Origin of the sequence: Actinotalea sp. JY-7876, assembly GCF_014042015.1 — a bacterium.
GTDB lineage: Bacteria > Actinomycetota > Actinomycetes > Actinomycetales > Cellulomonadaceae > Actinotalea.
On sequence record NZ_CP059493.1, the window covers coordinates 907,184 to 926,698 of the forward strand.

Annotated in this window: 20 protein-coding genes and 1 riboswitch; of the genes, 12 read left to right on the forward strand and 8 right to left on the reverse strand. The window is 76.1% G+C overall.

The window, feature by feature from the left end; genetic code table 11:
- The first annotated feature begins 1 nt into the window (after position 1).
- Positions 2–1,234, forward strand: coding sequence for a threonine ammonia-lyase (ilvA, locus tag H2O74_RS04320; protein ID WP_182113289.1), 1,233 nt, complete (start codon positions 2–4; stop codon positions 1,232–1,234).
- Positions 1,235–1,413: 179 nt separating this feature from the next.
- Here ilvA and greA read toward each other — a convergent pair whose 3' ends face one another.
- Complete coding sequence (gene greA / locus H2O74_RS04325; protein WP_182113290.1) at positions 1,414–1,905, reverse strand: transcription elongation factor GreA; 492 nt, start codon at positions 1,903–1,905, stop codon at positions 1,414–1,416.
- 220 nt (positions 1,906–2,125) lie between these two features.
- Complete coding sequence (locus H2O74_RS04330) at positions 2,126–2,536, reverse strand: DUF4307 domain-containing protein (protein WP_182113291.1); 411 nt, start codon at positions 2,534–2,536, stop codon at positions 2,126–2,128.
- Positions 2,537–2,739: 203 nt separating this feature from the next.
- On the opposite strand from H2O74_RS04330, the gene mca reads away from it, so the two are divergent.
- From mca to H2O74_RS04365, 7 genes are all read left to right on the forward strand, one after another.
- Positions 2,740–3,600, forward strand: coding sequence for a mycothiol conjugate amidase Mca (gene mca, locus H2O74_RS04335; protein ID WP_182114043.1), 861 nt, complete (start codon positions 2,740–2,742; stop codon positions 3,598–3,600).
- Positions 3,597–3,932: a hypothetical protein gene (locus H2O74_RS04340; RefSeq protein ID WP_182113292.1), complete on the forward strand. Its 336-nt coding sequence runs from the start codon at positions 3,597–3,599 to the stop codon at positions 3,930–3,932. The genes mca and H2O74_RS04340 overlap by 4 nt, the downstream gene beginning before the upstream one ends.
- A 34-nt stretch (positions 3,933–3,966) precedes the next feature.
- Positions 3,967–4,800 (forward strand): nitrilase-related carbon-nitrogen hydrolase, encoded by an 834-nt coding sequence (locus H2O74_RS04345; protein ID WP_182113293.1) that lies wholly within the window; start codon positions 3,967–3,969, stop codon positions 4,798–4,800.
- Positions 4,801–4,862: 62 nt separating this feature from the next.
- Positions 4,863–4,982: riboswitch (TPP riboswitch) on the forward strand.
- 70 nt (positions 4,983–5,052) lie between these two features.
- The gene (locus H2O74_RS04350) at positions 5,053–5,763 is read left to right on the forward strand and encodes a YkoF family thiamine/hydroxymethylpyrimidine-binding protein (protein WP_182113294.1); all 711 of its coding nucleotides are present in this window, start codon (positions 5,053–5,055) and stop codon (positions 5,761–5,763) included.
- Entirely contained in the window at positions 5,760–6,395 is a 636-nt protein-coding gene (locus H2O74_RS04355; protein ID WP_182113295.1) for an ECF transporter S component, read from the forward strand. Before H2O74_RS04350 ends, H2O74_RS04355 begins: the two co-directional genes overlap by 4 nt.
- Complete coding sequence (locus H2O74_RS04360) at positions 6,392–7,867, forward strand: ABC transporter ATP-binding protein (RefSeq protein ID WP_182113296.1); 1,476 nt, start codon at positions 6,392–6,394, stop codon at positions 7,865–7,867. The genes H2O74_RS04355 and H2O74_RS04360 overlap by 4 nt, the downstream gene beginning before the upstream one ends.
- On the forward strand, positions 7,864–8,652 hold the full coding sequence (locus H2O74_RS04365; protein ID WP_182113297.1) for an energy-coupling factor transporter transmembrane protein EcfT: 789 nt from the start codon (positions 7,864–7,866) through the stop codon (positions 8,650–8,652). Before H2O74_RS04360 ends, H2O74_RS04365 begins: the two co-directional genes overlap by 4 nt.
- Before the next feature lie 19 nt (positions 8,653–8,671).
- Here H2O74_RS04365 and H2O74_RS04370 read toward each other — a convergent pair whose 3' ends face one another.
- Positions 8,672–9,331 (reverse strand): hemolysin III family protein, encoded by a 660-nt coding sequence (locus H2O74_RS04370; protein ID WP_182113298.1) that lies wholly within the window; start codon positions 9,329–9,331, stop codon positions 8,672–8,674.
- Positions 9,332–9,616: 285 nt separating this feature from the next.
- Between H2O74_RS04370 and H2O74_RS04375 the strand changes: the two genes are divergently transcribed.
- Both H2O74_RS04375 and H2O74_RS04380 read left to right on the forward strand, forming a co-directional pair.
- Complete coding sequence (locus tag H2O74_RS04375; protein WP_182114044.1) at positions 9,617–10,378, forward strand: isoprenyl transferase; 762 nt, start codon at positions 9,617–9,619, stop codon at positions 10,376–10,378.
- Between the two features lie 270 nt (positions 10,379–10,648).
- Entirely contained in the window at positions 10,649–11,959 is a 1,311-nt protein-coding gene (locus H2O74_RS04380) for a PhoH family protein (protein ID WP_182113299.1), read from the forward strand.
- A gap of 51 nt (positions 11,960–12,010) precedes the next feature.
- On the opposite strand, the gene H2O74_RS04385 is transcribed toward H2O74_RS04380, so the two are convergent.
- A complete protein-coding gene (locus tag H2O74_RS04385; RefSeq protein WP_182113300.1) occupies positions 12,011–13,450 on the reverse strand; it encodes a class II fumarate hydratase in 1,440 nt (479 codons plus the stop codon).
- A gap of 36 nt (positions 13,451–13,486) precedes the next feature.
- Entirely contained in the window at positions 13,487–14,155 is a 669-nt protein-coding gene (locus tag H2O74_RS04390; RefSeq protein WP_370525824.1) for a carbonic anhydrase, read from the reverse strand.
- 64 nt (positions 14,156–14,219) lie between these two features.
- Between H2O74_RS04390 and H2O74_RS04395 the strand changes: the two genes are divergently transcribed.
- Positions 14,220–15,482 carry a hypothetical protein gene (locus H2O74_RS04395; protein WP_182113302.1) on the forward strand — a complete coding sequence of 421 codons (1,263 nt, stop codon included), beginning with the start codon at positions 14,220–14,222 and terminating at the stop codon, positions 15,480–15,482.
- A 34-nt stretch (positions 15,483–15,516) separates the two neighbouring features.
- On the opposite strand, the gene H2O74_RS04400 is transcribed toward H2O74_RS04395, so the two are convergent.
- The 3 genes from H2O74_RS04400 to xseA are packed head-to-tail and all read right to left on the reverse strand — an operon-like array spanning position 15,517 to position 18,340.
- Positions 15,517–16,614, reverse strand: a complete 1,098-nt coding sequence (locus H2O74_RS04400; protein WP_182113303.1) for a carbohydrate kinase — start codon at positions 16,612–16,614, stop codon at positions 15,517–15,519.
- On the reverse strand, positions 16,611–16,898 hold the full coding sequence (locus tag H2O74_RS04405; RefSeq protein WP_182113304.1) for an exodeoxyribonuclease VII small subunit: 288 nt from the start codon (positions 16,896–16,898) through the stop codon (positions 16,611–16,613). Before H2O74_RS04405 ends, H2O74_RS04400 begins: the two co-directional genes overlap by 4 nt.
- A 56-nt stretch (positions 16,899–16,954) precedes the next feature.
- A complete protein-coding gene (gene xseA / locus H2O74_RS04410) occupies positions 16,955–18,340 on the reverse strand; it encodes an exodeoxyribonuclease VII large subunit (protein ID WP_182114045.1) in 1,386 nt (461 codons plus the stop codon).
- 152 nt (positions 18,341–18,492) lie between these two features.
- Between xseA and H2O74_RS04415 the strand changes: the two genes are divergently transcribed.
- Positions 18,493–19,515, forward strand: coding sequence for a 4-hydroxy-3-methylbut-2-enyl diphosphate reductase (locus tag H2O74_RS04415; RefSeq protein WP_182113305.1), 1,023 nt, complete (start codon positions 18,493–18,495; stop codon positions 19,513–19,515).

Below are 19,515 nucleotides of genomic sequence, written 5' to 3' on the forward strand. Positions count from 1 at the left end.
CATGAGCACGCAGGCGAGCAGCAGCCGGACCGTGGACCCCGTGGTGCCGGCCGACGTCGTCGCGGCGGCGTCCGTGCTCGACGGCGTCGTCCTGCGCACGCCCGTCGAGTCCAGCCGCGCCCTGAGCGACCTCGCCGGCGGTCCCGTGCTGCTCAAGTGCGAGAACCTGCAGCGTGCGGGGTCCTTCAAGATCCGCGGCGCCTACGTGCGGATGTCCCGCCTGACCGCCGAGGAGCAGGCGCGCGGCGTGGTCGCGGCGAGCGCGGGCAACCACGCGCAGGGCGTCGCCCTGGCGGCCCGCCTGCTCGGCGTCGACGCGACCGTCTACATGCCGGTCGGCGCCGCGCTGCCCAAGGTCGCCGCGACGCGCCAGTACGGCGCGGCGGTCGAGCTCGTCGGCACCAGCGTCGACGAGGCGCTCCTGGCCGCGCGCGACCACGCCGACCGCACCGGTGCGGTGCTGATCCACCCCTTCGACCACGCCGACGTCGTCGCGGGGCAGGGCACGATCGCGCTCGAGATCCTCGAGCAGGTGCCGGACGTGCGGACCGTCGTGGTGCCGGTGGGCGGCGGCGGCCTCGCGGCGGGCGTCGTGGCGGCGCTCGCGGACCGGCCGGACGTCGAGGTCGTGGGCGTGCAGGCCGCTGGGGCTGCCGCCTACCCGGCCTCGCTCGCGGCGGGCCGCCCCGTGCCGGCCGAGCGCCTGAGCACGATGGCCGACGGCATCGCCGTCGGCCGTCCCGGCGACGTGCCGTTCGGCCTGCTGCACGCCCACGGCGTGCGGGTGCGCACGGTCTCCGAGGAGGACCTCTCGCGGGCCCTGCTGCTGGTCGCGGAGCGCGCGAAGATGCTCGTCGAGCCGTCCGGCGCGGCCGGGGTCGCGGCGCTCATGGCGGGCCTCGAGGTGCGCACGCCCGCCGTGGTGGTCCTGTCCGGCGGCAACATCGACCCGCTCGTGCTGCTCCGCGTGGTGCGCCACGGGCTGGCGTCCGCCGGGCGCTACCTGCAGCTGCACGTGCGCGTCGACGACCAGCCCGGGTCGCTCGCGGCGCTCCTGGGCGACCTCGCCGCGACGGGTGGCAACGTCATGCACGTCGGGCACGTGCGCACCGGCGTCGACCTGACCGTGGACGAGGTCGAGATCGGCGTCCAGGTCGAGACCCGCGGTCCCGAGCACTGCGCGCAGGTGCTGGAGCACCTGCGGGGCCTGGGCTACCGGGTCGTCGCGGGCTGAGCCACCGCGGACCTGCCGTCGGCGCACGACGGCGTGACGGTGTGCGGGTGGTGGCCGCTCGGTCGCGGTTCATGGGCGGCCATGCGCCTAGCGACGACGCCGCCGGACGGACCCCCGTGGGGGACGCGTCCGACGGCGTCGGGGTCGTGCGGTGCCGGCGCCCGGTGGGGCGCCGACGGTCACGGCTGGTAGGGCGTGGCCTCGTGGATCTCGACCGAGATCTGCTTGCCGTTCGGCGCCGTGTACGACGTCGTCTCGCCGCGCGAGCGGCCGACGATCGCGGCACCCAGGGGCGAGCCGGCGCTGTAGACGTCGAGGTCGGTGCCCTCGGCGACCTCGCGCGAGCCCACGAGGAAGCGCATGCGCTCACCCGCGACGGTCGCCTCGACGACCATGCCCGGCTCGACGACGCCGTCGTCCGGCGGCGCCTCGCCGACGCGCGCGTTGCGCAGCATCTGCTGGAGCTGGCGGATGCGGGCCTCCTGCTTCGCCTGCTCCTCGCGGGCGGCGTGGTAGCCGCCGTTCTCCTTGAGGTCGCCCTCGGAGCGCGCCTCCTCGATCCGCGAGGCGATGTCCGTGCGGCCCGTGGTCGTCAGACGGTCCAGCTCGGCGGCGAGGCGGTCGTGCGCCTCCTGCGTCAGCCAGATGACGGACGTGCTCGTCTCGGTCACGATCGCTCCTTCCGTGGTGCGTGCGTGGGCCTGCGGCCCACGGTCAGGCTGCGGGGGGCCGCAGACGTGGTCGTTCGGCAGATCTGCTCGTTCGGGGATCCGGCGCCCGTCCCGACCAGCCGACTCACGGCGGCGCCGTGAGGGCCACGGTGCGCGACGCTGCGCCGGGACATGGGGGCGTGGAAACGACGATTGTAGCAAGGCGGCGCGTGAGCGCCGCTCAGGGGGTCCAGCAGCTCTCGACGACGCCCGTCACCGCGGGCTCGGACACCGCCACGGTGCTCGCGAGCCGCACCGTCCGGGCCTCGGCCGGGCCGATGTCGACGACCACGACGCCGACCTGGGCGTGCTGCTGGTTCAGGGCGTGCAGCCGGCACCGGACCTCGACGGAGGGGTCGGGCCGGATGACGTCGTAGACGATCTCGATGTCGCCGTCGCCGACCGTGAAACCGACGTCCTTCCAGGTCACGGGCTTGGCGCCCGCGCCGAGCCCGGTCCAGACGGCGAGGGCGACCGCTCCCAGCCCGAGCAGCACCACCAGGGCGCGCTGGAGGCGGCGCGCCCCGGGTCCGGGCGTCGTGCCGTAACGGCCGTCGGGGGGCGTGGTGCCGGTCGTGGACGTGATGCTCACCTCGGCGAGGTCGGGCGTGGTGCGACGTGTCGTCGCCGTGCGTCACCATTGTCCCCGGTGCGAGAGGCTGGTCGGACCGCGACCGGACCCGCACGACCGAACGAGGAGGCACGTCCGTGAACCACGCCCCAGGCACGAGCGCCGCGGGAGACGAGCCCGGGCCCGCCGGCTCCGGCGCGGCGCCCCGGGCGGGCCTGCGCCTCATGGCGGTGCACGCGCACCCGGACGACGAGTCGAGCAAGGGCGCCGCGACGACGGCCATGTACGCCGCGCAGGGCGCCGACGTGCTGGTCGCGACGTGCACGGGCGGCGAGCGCGGCAGCATCCTCAACCCCCGCTACGGGCACGTGCACGCGTCGCTCGAGGAGATGGCCGAGGTCCGCCAGGTCGAGATGGCGGCGGCGGCCGCCGCCCTGGGGGTGCGTCAGCAGTGGCTGGGGTTCGTGGACTCGGGCCTGCCCGAGGGCGACCCGCTGCCACCGCTGCCGGACGGCTGCTTCGGGCTCGTGCCGCTCGAGGAGGCCGCCGAGCCGCTCGTGCGCCTGGTGCGCGAGTTCCGGCCGCACGTGATGACGACGTACGACCCGAGCGGGGGCTACCCGCACCCGGACCACATCATGTGCCACCGGGTCGCGGTCGAGGCCTTCGCGGCTGCCGGGGACCCGGAGCGCTACCGCGACTCCGGTGAGCCGTGGCAGCCGCTCAAGCTCTACTACAACCACGACTTCTCGATCGCCCGCATGCGCGCGATCCACGACGCCGTGCGCGCGGAGGGCCTCGAGTCGCCGTTCGGGGACTGGCTCGCGAGCCGCGAGCTGCGCGAGATCCCCGAGCGCCCCGTCACGACGCGCGTGCCGTGCAGCGACTACTTCCCGGCGCGTGACGCGGCGCTGGTCGCGCACGCGACGCAGATCGACCCCGAGGGCTTCTTCTTCGCGGTGCCGCGTGGCCTCGAGGCCCGCGTGTGGCCGGTCGAGGAGTACGAGCTCGCCGAGTCGCGGGTGCCCACGACGCTGCCGGAGGACGACCTGTTCGCGGGCATCGAGCCGGAGGTGCAGCGATGAGCGCGCACGTCGACGCCCTGGCCGCACCGCACCCCGGCACCTGGGTCGCGAGCGTCGTGGCGACGCCGTCGTCGGAGCCGGAGCTGCAGGAGGGCGTGGACCCGGACAGCGTCACGCCCGGCGTGCTCGGCTTCCTGGTCACCCTGGCCGCGGTCGTCGCGTGCATCCCGCTGTTCCTGTCCATGACCCGCAAGATCCGCGGCGTGCAGCACCGGGGACGTCTCGAGACCGAGGCCGAGGAGGAGCGAGCGGCCGGTGACGGCCCGGCCGGCGGGCCCGCGCGGGACGCCGAGGCCCCCGAGGGCACGGACCCGGGCGGCCCGCGCGGATGACCCCCGTGGCGGTCGCCGGCGTGCCGAGGCGCCCGTGATCCGGGTGCACGCCGTCGCGTTGCGGTCGGACCCGGACCGGCCCACGGCGGCCGCTGCCGCGGTGGCGGCCGTGGAGCGCGCCGCCGACGACGGCGCGGCGCTCGTGGTGCTGCCCGAGTACGCCGTCGCCTTCGACCCGCGCGGGGTGGGGTCCGACCAGGCCGAGCCGCTCGACGGGCCCTTCGTCGCCGGGTTGGCGCGCGCCGCGGCGCGCACCGGGGTGGTGGTCGTCGCCGGCACGGTGCTGCCGGGCTCCCGGCCGGAGCGTGCCGTCAACGCCGTGGTGGCGCTGGGCGCGGACGGGGTCCTGGGTGTCTACCGCAAGGTGCACCTCTACGACGCGTTCGGCCACCGCGAGTCCGAGCGGCTCGAGCCGGGCGACCCGGCTGCGGCGCCGCTCGTCGTGCCCGTCGGTGACCTGCGGGTCGGGGTCCTCACGTGCTACGACCTGCGGTTCCCGGAGAGCGCGCGGCTGCTCGTGGACGCGGGCGCGACGGTGCTCGCCGTGCCGGCCGCGTGGGCCGCCGGGGAGCACAAGGCCGACCACTGGGCCACGTTGCTGCGCGCACGGGCGATCGAGAACACCGCCTACGTCGTGGGCGCGACGCAGCGGGGGCCAGGCGTCGTCGGCGGGCCGGCGGTCGTGGACCCCGACGGCGTCGTGCTGGCCGGCGACCCCGGGCGGGTGGCGGCCGACGACCGCGGCCGGGACGCCGACGACGGGCCGGAGGTCGCCGCCGCCGAGCTCGACGCCGGCGTCGTCGCGCGCGTGCGGGAGCGCAACCCCTCGCTGCGGAACCGGCGCTACCGCGTCGTCCCCGGGGACTGACCGGCGGTCCACGGCGCGGGCCGACCCTTGACACGCGCCGACCCCTCGGCGAGGGTCGGCGGGACAAGCCCCCGGGGAGCGCGTACGCGCTGAGAGTGTGGTCGGACCGCAAGGTCGAGCCACTGACCCGTGGAACCTGACCCGGTTCGCACCGGCGTAGGGAGATGGGCGAGGTGCCGCTGCGGCGGTCGCGACCGGCGACGCCGTGCCGCGCGCTCACCGGGGGCGCCGTGCGCGCACTCAGGAGGCACCATGCCGACCACCCGGACCACCGCACCGACGAGCACCGCACCGACGAGCACCGCACCGACGACCACGGCACCGACGACGAGCGGCGACGTGCCCGACCACGTCCGGGCGGGCGTGGGCCTGCGCCTCACGCTCCTGCCCGCGGCCGACGACGTCGTGCCCCCGATCCTCGGCGCGCTCGCGGCGGCGGCGCTCGAGGTCCCGGGTCTCGAGGTCGCCACCGACGACGTCTCGACGCTGGTCCGCGGACCGGAGCAGGACCTCGCCCGGTACCTCGTCGCCGTGCTCACCTCGGCCGTGGCGGCGACGCCGAGCGGCCACGTCGTGGCCGTGGTGCACCTGTCGCGCGGCTGCCCGGGCGAGCTGGACCGCGTCGCCGGCGAGACCGGGTGCGCCGTCGCGGGTGACCTGCCCGGTGTCGCACCCGTGAGCCTGCCGGCCACCGGCCTGCGCGCGGCGGCCCACTGGGCGCTCTACCCGCTGGGGGTCCCCGACGCGATGGGGCCCATCGAGCGGGCGATCGCGCGCGCCGGGGACGCGGGCACGCTCGCCCGCCCGGAGCACTTCGTGACGCGCCTGGAGGGCGACCTCGCCGACGTGCTGGCGACCGTCGTCGACACGTGGGCCGCCGTCGGCGGCGAGGTGCGGCACGTCGTGAGCCACGCGACCGTGAGCCTGGGCAGCCCGTCCGCCGCGACGGCGGCCGGCCGGTGAGCCCGCGGACCGCGCCCGGCCGCGCCGCGTGGGCGCTGCGGGACATCGTCGTGCTCGCCGTGCTGGCCGCCGTCTTCGGGTTCCTGTACTGGGCGCTGGTCCAGGCGTGGGGCGGCCTGCAGGTCGCCATGGGGCCCCTCGGCGACCTGGCGCAGAACGCGCTCATGGGTGGCTGGATCGTCGTCGCGCCGCTGGCCGTCTTCGTCGTGCGTCGTCCGGGTGCGGGGATCGCCGCCGAGATCGGCGCCGCGTTCGTCGAGTTCGCCTTCCTCGGCTCCCCGGCCGGCCCGACCCTGCTCATCGCGGGGCTCGTCCAGGGCGGCGGCGCGGAGCTGGCCTTCGCCGTGACGCGCTACCGACGCTTCGGGTGGCCGACGTTCCTCGCCTCCGGGCTGACCGCGGTGACGGCGAGCTTCCTGTGGGCCGGCACGACGGCGGACTGGTGGCACCAGGACCACCTCGTCCTGCGCGTGGTCCTGCAGCTGCTCAGCGGGCTGCTGCTCACCGGCGTCCTCGCCAAGGTCCTCGCCGAGGGGCTCCTGCGCACGGGCGTCCTCGACAACTTCCCCGCCGGTCGGGACCGTTGGGACGAGCCGGCGGCCGACGCCGACGCGGCGCCGGCGCGCGCGTGAGCGTCGTCCGCCTGCGCGGGGTGCGGGTGCGGTTCCCGGGTCGGGCCCGGCCGGGCCTGGACGGCGTTGACCTCGATGTCGAGGCGGGGGAGCGCGTCCTGCTGACGGGGCCCTCGGGCTGCGGCAAGTCGACGCTGCTGGCGGTGCTCACCGGCGTCGTACCGCAGGCGGTCGCGGCCCGCGTCGGCGGCGACGTCGCCGTGCTCGGCAGGGACCCCCGCTCGACGCCGGTCCCCACGCATGCGCTCGACGTCGGCTGGCTCGGCCAGGACCCGGCCTCCGGGACGTGCCTGCCGACCGTCGACGCCGAGGTGGCCCTGCCGCTGGAGAACCGCGGCGTCCCGGCCGGCGAGATCCGCGCCCGGGTCCGGCGCGCGCTGGAGGACGTCGGGGCCGCGCACCTCGCGGGACGCCGCACGGCGCGCCTGAGCGGGGGAGAGCAGCAGCGGGTCGCGCTCGCGGCGGTGCTGGCGGGCGACCCGCGGCTCCTCCTGCTCGACGAGCCGACGTCGATGCTCGATCCGGTCGGGGCCGCGCGCGTCCACGCCGCGCTCGCGCGGCAGGGTGGGCGCACGACGCTCCTGGCGGCACACCGGCGGTCCTCGGGGGCGTGGCTGCCGACCCGCGAGGTCGGGTTCGACGGGTCCGGCCGGGTCCGGTCGGGCGGTGCCGTCCGCGACACGGTGCCGCCCGCGCCGGTGCGCACCGAGCGGGACCGGGGGCGGCCCGGTCCCGCCGTCGTCCGGCTGCGGGGGGCCGGCTGGCACCAGGGCGGCCGGCTGGTGGTGCGGGACGTCGACCTGGACCTGCGGGCCGGCCAGGTCACCGCGGTCGTGGGCTGCAACGGCAGCGGCAAGTCCTCGCTGCTCCTCGGCCTCGCGGGCTTCCTCCCCGGCGTCGGCGACGTCGTCGGCACGGGGGCGGCGCCGCCCGCGCTCGTGCTCCAGCGGCCCGAGCACCAGCTGCTCACCCGGACGGTGGCCGCGGAGGTGGCGTACGGCCTCCGGGACCGGCGCGCGGGTCGGGCCGGGTGGCTCGCGGGTCGCGCGTCCGCCGAGCGTGCCGTCGCGGACGAGGCCCGGGACGGCGTCGTGCGCGAGGCGTTGGCCACCTTCGGGCTGGACGGCCTCGCCGGCGCCGACCCGTTCCGGCTTTCTGGCGGGCAGCAGCGGCGGCTGACGATCGCGGCGATGGCCGTGCTCGACCGGCCCGTGCTGCTGCTGGACGAGCCGACGTGCGGCCTGGACGACCTCCAGGCCGCACACGTCGTCGCGCTGGTCGACGCGCGGGCCGCGCGCGGGACCGCCGTCGTGCTGGCGACGCACGACCTGGCGCTCGCGCGCCGCGTCGCCGACCAGGTCGTGGTGCTGCGCGACGGCGACGTGGTGGCGGCGGGCCCGGCCGACCTGCTCGACGACGACGCGCTCCTGGCGGGTGCCGGGCTCCTCGTCCACGCCGGCGCCGGCGCATGACCTCGGCCGCGGCACGTCCCGCCGCGCCCGCGGGCTGGCTCGCGGGCTGCGACCCGACGGTCCTGCTGGGCGTGGTCGTCGCGCTGCCCGTGGTGCTCGGGCGCACCTTCGACGCCCGGCCGCTCGCGGTGCTCTGGGTGCTGGCGCTCGTGGCCGCCGCGAGCCTCGCGCGCGTGCCGGCGCGGCGCCTCGTCGCCTCCCAGCTCGCGTTCGTCTGGTTCGGCCTGAGCCTGCTCGCGGTCAACGCGGTGTCGCGCGACGGCGAGGTGCTCGCCTCGTGGGCCGGGCTCGAGGTGACCGACCACGGTCTGGCGGTGGGTGCGGCGCTCGCCGTCCGCACCCTGCTCGTGGGCGCGGGCGCCGTGGCCTTCTGGCACGCCACGGACCCCGAGCGGCTCCTGGGTTCGCTGCACCAGGTGGCCCGCCTGCCGGTGCGCGTGAGCTGCGCGATGCTGGCGGCGTACCGGCTGCTGGACGACCTGCCGGCGGAGTGGGCGACCGTGCGCCGGGGTCAGGCGGCCCGTGACCCGCACCGCGTGCGGGACGGCCGGGTGGCGCCCGGGCGCGGCCCGGCGGACGTCGGTCGGGCGGCGTTCACGCTCCTGGCCACGAGCGTGCGCCGGGCCGAGCGCGTGGCCGTCGCCCTGGAGACGCGCGCGCTCGGTGCGCTCCCGCGCGCGCGGCGCACGGTCCTCGTCCGTGCCGGCGTCGGCCGGCGCGACGCCGTCCTGGTGGCGGTGGTCGCCGCGACCCTCGTCGGGGTGCTGCTGGTCCCGGCGTGGTGAGGCCGCGCGGCCCGCGCGGTCAGGCGGCGGCGGTGGTCGCGAGCAGGACCGCCGCGTAGTGGCAGCCGTACCCGACGACCGTCAGCACGTGGAAGATCTCGTGGAAGCCGAACCACCGCGGGCTCGGGTTGGGGCGCTTGGTGCCGTAGACGATGGCCCCGACGGTGTAGGCGAGACCGCCGACGGCGATCAGCCACACGATCGCCGGGCCGTGGGTGGCCTGCCAGAACTGGGGCAGGAAGCCGACCGACACCCAGCCGAGGGCGACGTAGACGGGGACGTAGAGCCAGCGCGGCGCGTCGAGCCAGAAGATGCGCGCGAGGGTGCCGAGCAGCGCGCCGGTCCACGACACGATGAGCAGCACGCGCGCGAGGTCCGGGGGGAGCAGCAGCACCGCGAGCGGGGTCCCGGTGCCGGCGATGATGAGGAAGATGTTGGTGTGGTCGAGGCGTCGCAGGACCGCCGCGACCCGCGGCGACCAGGTGCCGCGGTGGTAGACGGCGCTCGTGCCGAACAGCAGGACGGCGCTGAGGCCGAAGACGGTGTTCGCGACGAGGGCAGGTCTGGTCGGCGACAGCATGAGGAGGACGACGGCACCGACGACGGCGATCGGTGCGGTTCCGGCGTGCACCCACCCGCGCAGGCGCGGCTTGACGGCGTCGGCCAGCTCGGCGGCCATCGATCTCCTTCTGACGCGCGCTTCTGCAGCGAACCGCTGGACTTACGGCACCGTAGGTTAACCCACCCGGCTGGACGCCCCGGGACCGACGTCCCTGGTCCAGCGCCCCGTCGGTGTGCCTGGCGCAGTGCCCACCGTCGGGCGCGTTCCCGGGCGCCCCGGGGACCCGCGCGCCGGGTCGGTCCGCGCGTCCCGAGGGCGGTAGCGTGACTCTCCGGGGTCGTGCCGTCGCGCCGGTACCCGGACGCGGTCCACCACCACCTGACGTACCCGGACGAGGAGCCCATGCGCCTGCCGCACCTTCTCTACGGCGTCTACGAGCGCCGGCTGGCCGCGTCGCTCCCGCCGGAGGCGGTGCCGCGCCACATCGGCGTCATCCTCGACGGCAACCGGCGCTGGGCACGCAGCCTCGGCGAGCGGGCCGCGACGGGCCACCGCCGCGGCGCCGACAAGATCTCCGAGCTCCTGCGCTGGTCCGAGGAGGCGGGCGTCGAGGTCGTCACGCTGTGGATGCTCTCGACCGACAACCTCGCCCGCGCCCGGGACGAGCTCGACGACCTCCTGGCGATCATCCGGCGGGCCGTCGAGGACCTCGCCTCGACCGGGCGGTGGCGGCTGCAGGTGATGGGCTCGCTCGACCTCCTCCCGCCCGAGTTCGCGGCGGCGCTCCGGGACGCGCAGGCGCGCACGGCCGACGTCGTCGGGCTGCACGTCAACATCGCCGTCGGGTACGGCGGCCGGCGGGAGATCGCCGACGCCGTCCGGTCCCTGCTGCGCGAGCACGCGGACAGCGGGACGTCCCTGGAGGAGCTGGCCGAGGCGTTCGACGTCGAGCACATCGCCGCGCACCTCTACACCAAGGGCCAGCCGGACCCGGACCTGGTGATCCGGACCTCGGGCGAGCAGCGGCTCAGCGGCTTCCTGCTGTGGCAGAGCGCGCACAGCGAGTTCTACTTCTGCGAGGCGTACTGGCCGGACTTCCGGCGGGTCGACTTCCTGCGCGCCCTGCGGGCCTACGCGGCGCGCGAGCGGCGCCTCGGACGGTGACCGCGGGGCCGTGACGGCCCTGTGTGACGACTGCGTGAACGATCGCGCCACGCGCGTGTCGCGTGACGTCCGTCACGCGGGCGCGGCGTAGCGTCCGCCGCATCGGACGACGTCCGTCGTCCCTCGGGAGGCGCCCCATGGAGCACACGCTCCGGGAGGAGGGCTCTCGGCCGGCCCTCGGGTCGGCCGACCGGGCCCGTCCAGCAGGGTGTCGGCGCTGGGCCGGCGCCAGGCAGCCACATCGGCGCTGAGGCGCCGGGAGGAGCTCCCGTGAGCCGTACCTTCGTGCTCGACACCTCCGTCCTGCTGTCCGACCCGCGCGCCATCCTGCGATTCGCCGAGCACGCCGTGGTGCTCCCGGTCGTGGTCATCACCGAGCTCGAGGCCAAGCGCCACCACGCCGAGCTCGGCTACTTCGCGCGCGGCGCGCTGCGCCTGCTGGACGACCTGCGGGTGAGCCACGGGCGCCTGGACGAGGCCGTGCCGATCGGTGCGGCGGGAGGCACGTTGCGCGTCGAGCTGAACCACATCGACACGCAGTGCCTGCCCGCGGGCTTCCGGCTCGGCGACAACGACACCCGGATCCTCGCGGTCGCCAAGAACCTCGCCGACGAGGGCGGCGACGTCACGCTGGTCTCCAAGGACCTGCCGCTGCGGGTCAAGGCGTCGGCGGTGGGGCTGACGGCGGAGGAGTACCGGGCCGAGCTCGCGGTCGACTCGGGCTGGACGGGCACCACCGAGCTCCAGGTGGCCGAGCAGCAGATGGCGGCGCTGTGGGAGCACGAGCGGCTCGAGGTCGCCGACCTCGACCTCACCGGGCAGGACCCGGGTCCGCTGCTGGTGCACACGGGCGCCGTCGTGCACTCGCCGCGCGGCTCGGCGCTGGCCCGCGTGACGGCCGACAAGCAGCTCCGGCTCGTGCGCGGCGACCAGGACGTCTTCGGGCTGCACGGGCGCAGCGCCGAGCAGCGGATCGCGATCGACCTGCTCCTGGACGAGGAGATCGGGATCGTGTCGCTGGGCGGGCGCGCCGGGACGGGCAAGTCGGCGCTCGCGCTGTGCGCGGGTCTCGAGGCGGTGCTCGAGCGGCGCCAGCACCGCAAGGTGATGGTCTTCCGGCCGCTGTACGCCGTCGGCGGCCAGGATCTCGGCTACCTGCCCGGGTCGGAGGCCGACAAGATGGGCCCCTGGGCGCAGGCGGTGTTCGACACCCTCGGGGCGCTGGTCTCGCAGGAGGTCGTCGAGGAGGTCATCGACCGGGGCATGCTCGAGGTGCTGCCGCTGACCCACATCCGCGGGCGCTCGCTGCACGACGCGTTCGTCATCGTCGACGAGGCCCAATCGCTCGAGCGCAACGTGCTCCTGACGGTCCTCTCGCGCATCGGGCAGAGCTCGCGCGTCGTCCTCACGCACGACGTCGCCCAGCGCGACAACCTGCGCGTCGGGCGGCACGACGGCGTCGCGGCCGTGATCGAGGCGCTCAAGGGGCACCCCCTGTTCGCGCACGTCACGCTCACGCGGTCCGAGCGCTCGCCCGTCGCGGCGCTCGTCACGGAGATGCTCGAGGGCATCGAGGTGTGAGGCCGGGGTCCGGGCCGCGACGCGCGGCCCGGACCCGGACGGCGGTCGTCCTCAGGCCCGCGGCGGCCGCGTCATCGACATCACGTCGAGGGCCTCGTCGAGCTGGGCCTCGGTGACCTCGCCGCGCTCCACGAACCCGAGGTCCACGACGGCCTGACGCACCGTGACCCCGTGCGCGACGGCGTGCTTGGCGACCTTGGCTGCGGACTCGTAGCCGATCGCGCGGTTGAGGGGCGTGACGATCGACGGCGACGACTCGGCATACGCACGGGCCCGCTCCTCGTTCGCGACGATGCCGTCGACCGTCCGGTCGGCGAGCAACCGCGAGGCGTTCGCGAGGAGCCGGACGGACTCCAGGACGCCCTGCGCGATCACGGGGATCTGGACGTTCAGCTCGAAGGACCCGCTCGCACCGGCCCACGCGACCGTGGCGTCGTTGCCCACGACCCGCGCGGCGACCATGAGCACGGCCTCCGGGACGACGGGGTTGACCTTCCCCGGCATGATCGACGAGCCGGGCTGCAGGTCGGGCAGGAAGATCTCGCCGAGGCCCGTGTTGGGCCCGGAGCCCATCCAGCGCAGGTCGTTGCAGATCTTGGTGAGGCTCACCGCGATGGTGCGCAGCGCACCGGAGAGCTCGACCAGGCCGTCGCGCGCGCTCTGCGCCTCGAAGTGGTCCCGCGCCTCAGTGAGCGGCAGGCCGGTGTCCTCGCGCAGCAGGGCGATGACGCGCTGGGGGAAGCCGGCCGGGGTGTTGATGCCGGTGCCGACGGCCGTGCCGCCGAGCGGGACCTCCGCGGCGCGGGGGAGCGCGGCCTCGACCCGCTCGACGCCGTACCGGACGGCCGCGGCGTAGCCGCCGAACTCCTGGCCCAGCGTCACCGGGGTCGCGTCCATGAGGTGCGTGCGGCCGGACTTCACCACGTGCGCGAACTCCTCGGCCTTGCGGCCGAGCGAGGCGGCGAGGTGGTCGAGCGCCGGGACGAGGTCGCGCACGACGGCGGCCGTCGCGGCCACGTGGACCGACGTCGGGAAGACGTCGTTCGACGACTGCGAGGCGTTGACGTGGTCGTTGGGGTGGACCTCGCGCCCCAGGTGGCGCGTCGCGAGCGTGGCGAGCACCTCGTTGGTGTTCATGTTCGACGACGTGCCCGAGCCGGTCTGGAAGACGTCGACCGGGAACTGGTCGTCGTGGGCACCCGAGGCGACCTGGTCCGCGGCGACCACGATCGCGTCCGCCACGTCCTGCGGCAGCACGCCGAGCTCGGCGTTCGCGCGCGCGGCGGCCTTCTTGATCCGCGCGAGGGCCTCGATGTGACCGCGCTCGAGGCGCGTGCCGGAGATCGGGAAGTTCTCGACGGCGCGTTGCGTCTGCGCGCGGTAGAGCGCGTCGACGGGGACGAGGACGTCGCCCATGGTGTCGTGCTCGACGCGGAAGCCGGCGGGGACGGGGGGGTCGGTGGCGGCGGTGCCCGGGGTGTGGTCGCTCATGCCCTCAGTGTTCCATCGCCCGCGCGGGGCGCGGCGTCAGGGCTCGAGCGTGCCGCGCGACTCGACGATCCGGACGCGGCCCTCGGCGAGCGCGTACTCGAGCCCGACGATCGCGCAGCGGCCCTCGGCGACCGCCGTCGCGAGCCCGGCGGAGTAGCTCAGCAGCATCCGCACCGTGTGCCGCACGTGCTCGCGCCCGAGGTCGGCCGCCGACGGGTGCATCCGCGAGGGGTGGTCGTCGCCCGCGTGCGCCGGGTCGGCGTCCGGGTCCGGCAGCGAGACGATGCTCGGGATCACGCGGTCGACGACGGCGCGCACGAAGCCTGAGGGCATCCGCCCGGTCGCGAGGGCGTCGGCCGCGGCGCCGACGGCGCCGCACGAGTCGTGGCCGAGCACGATGACGAGCGGCGCGCTGAGGATGTCGATGCCGTACTCGATCGAGCCGATCACGGTCGTGTCGACGACGTGCCCGGCCGTGCGCACGACGAAGAGGTCACCCAGCCCGCGGTCGAAGATGATCTCGGCGGCGACGCGCGAGTCCGAGCACCCGAAGACCACGGCGAAGGGGTCCTGCGCGGCGCTCAGGTCGGCGCGGCGGGCGACGTCCTGCGAGGGGTGCAGCATCTCGCCGCGGACGAACCGGTCGTTGCCCTCGAGCAGCGACGTCCAGGCTCCGGCGGGGCTCATCTGGGGCATGGCCAGCATCGTGACACGAGCGCGCCGTGGGTCGCGCCCCCGCCCACGGCGCGGTCACCGGTACGGTCGGGCGGTGGCACGGAGGCACGGGGGGCGTCGCGCGGTCGGCGCCGTCGTGCTGGTCGCGGTCGTCGCCTCGTGCGCGGTCGGCTCCACCCCCCTGGCGCCGCCGTTCGCCGTCGTCCCGCTGTACTCGGACGGCGTCGTGCTGGACCAGGCGGGGGAGCCGCAGCTGGTCCGCGTGGGCGAGACCGCGCGCTCCGACCCGTACCAGAGGGAGCGCCAGGACGCCTGGCTCGAGGCCGGCACCGTGCCGGGACCGGAGCGCTACCGGGGCCTCGCCGAGCAGGCGCTGCGCGACCTCGACGCGCTCGTGCTCGACGACGGGGCGGCGCTCGCCGCGGCGAGCCCGGCGTGGCGGTACGTGTGGCCGCGCGACGCGTCGTTCACGGCCGTCGCGCTCGCGCGCACGGGCCACTCCTCCGACGCCTACGACGTCCTGCACTACCTCCAGCAGATGCAGGACCTGCGCTCGACCGAGGGCGTGTTCGAGGCCCGCTACCGCCCGGACGGCACGGGGGACGTGCCCGACGAGCGGGGTCTGCAGCTCGACGGCAACGGGTGGGTGCTGTGGGCGGTCGCGGAGTGGTACGCCGCGGCCGACCGGGCGACCCGGACCGCGGACCTGACGAGCCTGGCGCCCCTCGTGGAGCGCTCGCTGGCGGCGATCCGCAGCAACGTCGACCCGGTCACGGGCGTCCCGGCCGCCTTCCCCGACTACTGGGAGACGCGGGTCCGGACGCCGACGCTCGGCACGGCCGCCCCGCTCCTGGCAGGGGTGCGGGCCTGCGAGGACGTGGTCGCGGCGCTCGGCCTGCCGCCCACGGCCGACCTCGTCGCGCTGCTGGAGCGGGGCGTGGACCAGTTCGCGCCGCACTACCCGCGCCACCTGGGCGGCACCGCCCAGGACACCGCGGTGGCGTTCCTCATGCCGCCGTTCGCGCCGCTGGACCCGCAGGTGCGGGCGGCGTGGACGGACGCGCAGGCGGAGATGTCGCGGCCGGCGGGCGGCCTCGCGCCCGGCGCGACCTGGAAGCGCGACGGCATCTCGTGGACCCCGACCACGGCCGTCTTCGCCCTCACGGCGGCCGCGTCCGGCGACGTCGACGCGGCGACGGCGCGGCTCGACTGGCTGGAGGAGCACCGGACCGCGCGCGGTGCGCTGCCCGAGAAGGTGCTGTGGGACGGCAGCCCGTCGGCGGTCGCGCCGCTCGCCTGGACGGCGTCGCTCGTGCTGCTCACGCTCGACGAGCTGGACCGGCAGGGCGTGGAGTAGGGCCGCTCTGCGCGGGCCCCTCCCAGGCCTGCGCTCAGCGCACCTCGAGCTCGGCGGCCGTGGGCGGGTTGGCGCCCGGCCGGCTCACGGTGATCGCCGCGATCTCGGCGCACCGGCTGAGGACCGAGCGCAGCGTCACCTCGTCGACGGACCGCAGCGCGGACCGCTGTGCCGCGCCGAGCAGCGAGGCGGACCAGAGTCCGTCGACGAGCCCGCCCATGAACGAGTCGCCCGCACCGACGGTGTCCGCGACCGTGACGGGCGGCGCGGCGACGTCGATCTCGTAGTTCCGCGTGATCGCGGTGGCGCCGTCGGCCCCGCGCGTGACGACGACGACCGCCGGCCCCGAGGCCGCCCAGCGGCGCGCGACCTCGAGCGGGTGGGTGCCGGGCTCCAGCCAGGCCAGGTCCTCGTCGCTCACCTTGACCACGTCCGCGAGCGCGACGACCTCCTCGACGACCGGGCGCGTCTCGTCCGCCGCGGGCATGAGCGAGGGGCGCAGGTTGGGGTCGTAGGTCAGGGTCGCGGACTCGCGGTGCGCCTCGAGGACCCGCAGGACGTCGGGGCCGCCCGGCGTCAGCACGGCCGCGATCGAGCCGGTGTGGACGACCAGCGGGACGGCGGGCGGTGACGCCCACACGTCCGGCACGTGCCAGGAGAGGTCGAACTCGTAGGTCGCCGCGCCGTGGTCGTCGAGTGTGGCCGTCGCGACCGACGTGCGGGGGGCGCTCTCGCTGCCGGGCGCGATCGCGACGCCCGACGCCTCGAGGTGCGAGCGCACCAGGGCCCCGTGGGCGTCGGCGCCGATCCAGGTGAGCAGGTCGACGCCGCGGCCGAGCCGGGCGAGCCCGAGGGCGACGTTCGCGGGGCTGCCGCCGGGGTGCGCGCTGACGCTCCCGTCCGGCGTGCGCACGACGTCGATCAGCGCCTCGCCGATGACCAGGGCGCGCCGCTCGGCGGGCTCGGAGGCGAGCGCGACGATGTCCGCGGGGTCCGGCGTGAACGCGCCCTCCGTCACCTCGTCGTCGATCAGGCCGGCCGGGGGCGTCGCGAGCCCGGCGTCGGGCGCGGCGCCCGGGTCCTCGACCGCGGGGTCGACGACGGTGTCCGGCGTGGTCGTGGGCTGGGTCATGACGCGTCCTCGTCCTCGGGGGCGGTGGTGGCGGGACCTGCCGTGCCTGGCGCCGTGGTGCCAGTTGAGGTGGTGCCGGGTTCCCGGGCGGCGTCGAGCCGGGCGCGCGCTCCGTCGAGCCACTCCTGACAGCGTGCGGCGAGGGCCTCGCCGCGTTCCCACAGCTCGAGCGACCCCTCGAGCGTCTCGCCTCCCGCCTCGAGCCGCGCGACCACCTGCACGAGCTCGTCGCGGGCCTGCTCGTACGTGAGGTCGCCCACCGGGCGGGAGGGGGTCTGCGGCACGGGACCAGTAAACCGTGCGGCGCCGACGTCCGCGGACGTGGGGCCGCCGGGCCGCCTCACGGCCGCGGCGTGGGCTTCTTCGCGCCGCGGGCGGGCGCACGCGCCGGCTTCGGCGCGGCGCCGGCCACCTGCGCGCCGGTCACCTGCGCGCCGGCCACCTGCGCGCCAGCCACCTGCGCGCCGGTCACCTGTGCCGCGAGCTCGCCCTGCGCGACGCGCACCCGCAGGGCGTCGCCCGCGCCGACGTCGTCGGGCGAGCGCACGACCGCGCCGTCGGCGCCCCGCTGCACGACCGCGTACCCGCGCGCGAGCGTCGCCGCCGGCGACAGGGCCCGGACCTGGACCGCGAGCCGTTCCACGTCGGTGTCGGCCGTCCGCAGGGCGTCGTCGAGCGCGCGCCCGGCGCCGTCCCGCCAGCGCTGCACGTCGGCGCGCCGGCCCTCGAGCATGGCCTGCGGACGGGCCAGGCACGGGCGCGAGCGCGTCGCGGCCAGGCGGTCGCTCTCGCGGTGCAGCATCGACGTGAGGGCGCCCCGCAGCCGGTGGCGCGCCTGCTGCACCCGGGCCCGCTCCTCGCCGACGTCGGGCACGATCGCCTTGGCCGCGTCCGTCGGGGTCGACGCGCGGTGGTCCGCGACGAGGTCGAGCAGGGGCGCGTCGGTCTCGTGGCCGATCGCGCTGACCACGGGGGTGCGGCACGCCGCCACCGCGCGCACGAGCGCCTCGTTGCTGAAGGGGAGCAGGTCCTCGACCGAGCCGCCGCCGCGCGCGACGACGATGACGTCGACGTCGGGGCGGGCGTCGAGCTCGGCGATGGCGGCGCCCACCTCGGGGACCGCGCGCAGCCCCTGGACCGCGACCTCGCGGATCTCGAAGCGCACCTGGGGCCACCGGGCCCGGGCGTTGACGACGACGTCGTGCTCCGCCTTGGACTCCCGTCCGCAGACGAGCCCGACGACGCCGGGCAGGAACGGCAGCGGTCGCTTGCGCGACGCGTCGAAGAGGCCCTCGGCGGTGAGCACCCGCTTGAGGTGCTCGATCCGCGCGAGCAGGTCCCCGAGCCCGACGGCGCGGATCTCGTCGGCCTCCATCTGCAGGCTGCCCCGCTTGGCCCAGAACCGCGGCGTGACGTGGACGACGACGTGGTCGCCCTCGCCGATGGTGGTGGACGCCGCGTCGAGCACACGCACGTGCAGGTTGACGGGCAGCGACACGTCGGCGTCGTTGTCCCGCAGGGTGACGAAGGCGAGCGAGGACCCGGGCCGGCGGTTGAGCTGGACCACCTGGCCCTCGACCCAGACGCCGGGCATCCGGTGGATGTACTCCCCGATCCGGGCCGACAGGTGGCGCACCGGCCAGGGCTGCGTCGGCGTCGTCTCCAGGGCCTTGCGCGGCAGCGGGCGCCGGGCCGCGGGCTGCGGCGCGGCCTGGTCGTCGTGCATCACGGCGCGCTCGGTCACGGCCCCAGCCTGCCACCCCCCTCCGACGGCCCCGCGCCGTCTGCCCTCCGACCGCCGGGCACCGCCCGTTGCGCTGTCAGCGCATCCGGCCCACCCGCACCGGTCGGGCGGTGGGGTTTTCGTAGACTGGGCCGGTGACCCCGACCCCCGACGCCAAGCGCGTGCTCCTCGCAGCTCCCCGCGGCTACTGCGCGGGCGTGGACCGTGCGGTGATCGCCGTCGAGAAGGCCCTCGAGCACTACGGCGCCCCGGTGTACGTCCGCAAGGAGATCGTCCACAACAAGTACGTGGTGGAGACGCTCTCGGAGCGCGGCGCCGTCTTCGTCGACGAGACCGACGAGGTGCCGGAGGGCGCGCGCGTCGTGTTCTCGGCGCACGGCGTCTCCCCGGCCGTCCACGCCGCCGCGGCGGTGCGCTCCCTGCAGACCATCGACGCCACGTGCCCGCTCGTCACCAAGGTGCACAAGGAGGCCGTGCGCTTCGCGAGCGACGACTTCGACATCCTGCTCATCGGCCACGACGGCCACGAGGAGGTCGAGGGGACCGCGGGGGAGGCCCCGGAGCACATCCAGGTCGTCAACTCGCCGGACGACGTCGACGACGTCGTGGTGCGCGACCCGGACAAGGTGGTGTGGCTCTCGCAGACGACCCTGTCCGTGGACGAGACGATGGAGACCGTGCGCCGCCTGCGCGAGCGCTTCCCCTCGCTCCAGGACCCGCCGAGCGACGACATCTGCTACGCCACCCAGAACCGCCAGGTGGCCGTGAAGAAGCTCGCCCCGTCGTGCGACCTGGTCATCGTCGTCGGCTCGGCGAACTCGTCGAACTCGGTGCGGCTCGTCGAGGTCGCGCTCGACGCCGGTGCCCGCGCGTCGTACCGCATCGACCGGGCGGCCGAGATCGACCCCGCGTGGCTGGAGGGCGTGAGGACGGTGGGCGTGACCTCCGGCGCCTCGGTGCCGGAGATCCTCGTGCGCGACGTGCTCGACCGCCTCGCGCAGGACGGCTTCGCCGACGTGCAGGAGGTGCGGACGGCCACCGAGGACCTCATGTTCTCGCTGCCGCGCGAGCTGCGTGCCGACCTCAAGGCCGCGGGCCAGGCCCCGCCCCGCCCCACGCGGGGCGCGCGCCGGACGATCGCGGTCGAGCCCGTCTGA